The 2508-nt window shown below is 64.1% G+C and carries 3 protein-coding genes; 1 reads left to right on the plus strand and 2 read right to left on the minus strand.

Annotated features, from left to right (window positions below; translation table 11 throughout):
- Positions 1-865 (minus strand): NAD(P)/FAD-dependent oxidoreductase (locus EN969_RS26410; RefSeq protein WP_164758502.1); only part of this gene is annotated, 865 nt, incomplete at its 3' end.
- 81 nt (positions 866-946) lie between these two features.
- Complete coding sequence (locus EN969_RS26415) at positions 947-1456, minus strand: Lrp/AsnC family transcriptional regulator (RefSeq protein ID WP_063167707.1); 510 nt, start codon at positions 1454-1456, stop codon at positions 947-949.
- A 72-nt stretch (positions 1457-1528) separates the two neighbouring features.
- Here EN969_RS26415 and EN969_RS26420 point away from each other — a divergent pair.
- Positions 1529-2508, plus strand: a 980-nt coding sequence (locus tag EN969_RS26420; RefSeq protein WP_127419530.1) for a diaminopropionate ammonia-lyase, incomplete at its 3' end; no start/stop codon positions are given.

The raw sequence follows: 2508 nt of genomic DNA on the forward strand, positions 1-2508 counted from the left end.
GTTCGGTGATCTCGGCAATGTCGGGTACGATCTTGATCGCACCTTCGCGGATCTTGCGCACCGTGCCGATATCGATCGTCGGAATGCGCGACGAGAGCGCGATCTGCTGCAGCATTCCTTGCTGCGGCCGCCTGAGCCCGTATTTCCCCAGCCTGCCCAACGCCAGATCGAGGATGATGGGAAACAAGGCATCGTTGATGCGCTGCGGCATCAGGCGCGCCGCCATGCCGATCATCTGGATGGGCACGCCAAGCAGTTCGCGCGGTACGATATGAACGCCGCCGCGCACCGAAATCGTCGGCCGCGCACCGCCTTCCACCAGATCGAGCGCGATCTCGGCGCCGGTATTGCCCATGCCGACGATCAGCACCGGCCGGCCGGCGAAAGGCACTGCGTTGCGATAGTCGGCGCTATGCAGCTTTTGGCCCTTGAAGGCATCGGCGCCGGCAAATCTGGGCATCAGCGGCTCTGCGTTGTTGCCAGATGCAATCACAACGTTTGAAGCATGCAAGGGACCGGTCGTCGTATCCACGAGCCAGCTTCTGCCCCGCCGGGTGATCGCCCGCACTGTTTCTCCAAATCGCGGCCGCAGATCGAAACGTTGCGCATAGGCATCTAGATAGTCGATGAAGAGATCGCGCGGCACATAACGCGGATAGTCCCTGGGAAAGGGCGCGAAGGGCAGCGAGGAAAAGCGCTTGGCCGTGTGCAAATGGACGCGCTCATAGTGGCGTCGCCAGGCGGGTGCGGCCTGCTGCTCCTTTTCCAGCAGGACGAAATCCTGCCCGCTCTGCCGCAGGCACGCGGCAATGGCCAGGCCCGCCGGCCCGGCACCGATGATCGCAACTGGGGTGGTGTCGTCCAAGCCGGCCTCCGCGGCAGAATTCACAGCCCGAGAATGTCAAAAACATGGTGGGAAAGTAAAGGCCTGCCGCGCGACAAATATTTAGACAGGCAAAGGCACCGTCAACCCTACCTTGACCCGGTCCATGGCAACGAACGTGCGGAATTTGCGGACATTGTTGCTGTCGAAGAACAGTTTTCGCGTCAGCGCCTCATAGGCGCCCATGTCGGCCACTGTGATGACCAGGATGAAGTCGGCCTCGCCGGTGACGTAATAGCATTGCTGGACCTCGGGGGTCGCCGAGAACTGCCGCTTGGCCGCGTCGATCAGTTCGGCGCGTTCGCTCTCGAGTTCCACCTCGACGAAGATGGTGATGGGTTGACCGACCGCTGCCGGCTCGACGACAGCGACATTGCCGGCAATGACGCCGGTCTGCTCCATGCGCTTGATGCGGCGCTGCACCGCCGGCGCCGACAGGTTCACCGCCTCGCCGATCAACCGCTGCGGCGTCGTGTTGTCGCGCTGCAGGATGGCAAGGATGGCGAGATCGAAACTATCGAGCGAGGACGGCAATGCAGGCAATGGAATATCCTGGACGAAACAAACTTGCATTTAAGAGACCATATTACAGCGCTCTTTGCGTTGCTCCTGCAATATGTTCTCGCTGACCAACGGGACCGGCCAATGTTCCTGCTCAACCGCAACGCATCGCACCGCCGGCCGCTCGATCCGATCGATGCCGAAACCCTTGGCGTGGCCGGAGCCGACACGGTCGAGCGTTTTCTCAGCCACCGCGACAATCACCGGATGACGCCGCTGCATGCACTGCCGGCGCTCGCCAGCGAATTCGGACTGGGCGCCATCCATATCAAGGATGAGGGCTTTCGCCTCGGCCTCGGCAGCTTCAAGGCGCTTGGCGGCGCCTATGCCGTCTTCCGCCTGGTGCTGGAGGAGGCCGGCAGTCGCCTTGGCCGGCTCCTCGATGTGGCCGATCTCGATCGGCCTGATGTGCGGGCGGTCGCCGCGGCGATGACATTTGCCTGTGCGACCGACGGCATCTATGGCCGCTCCGTCGCGCAAGGCGCGCAACTCGTCGGCGCGCGGGCGGCGATCTTCGTCCACGCCGGGGTCAGCGAGGAGCGCATCGCGGCGATCGCCCGCTATGGCGCCGAGATGATCCGCGTCCACGGCAATTATGACGATTCGGTCAGGCAAGCTGCCCAGGTTTCGGCCGACAAGGACTGGACCGTGGTCTCCGACACCTCGTGGCCGGGCTATGAGCGCATTCCCGGCCTGGTCATGCAGGGCTATACCGCGATCGTACGCGAAGCCTTGCGCCAACTCCCTCGGACGCCGACCCACGTCTTCGTGCAGGCCGGTGTCGGCGGCATTGCCGCCGCGCTGGCCGGTCATCTGGCCACCGTGCTCGGTGACGCTAGGCCGACCTTCATCGTGGTCGAGCCGGCGCGTGCCGCTTGTGTCTTCGCAGCCGCCCAGGTCGGGCGCCCGGTCAAGGTCGCGCACGGCCAGCCGACGGTGATGGCCATGCTTGAATGTTACGAAGCCTCGCCGGTCGCCTGGCGGGTGCTGGCGCGCGCCGCCGACGCCTTCATGACGGTGGATGAGGACGAGGCCATCGCGGTGATGCAGCGGCTGGCCTGGCC

Source organism: Mesorhizobium sp. M7A.F.Ca.CA.003.01.2.1 (assembly GCF_003998945.1).
GTDB classification, from domain to species: Bacteria; Pseudomonadota; Alphaproteobacteria; order Rhizobiales; family Rhizobiaceae; genus Mesorhizobium; species Mesorhizobium ciceri.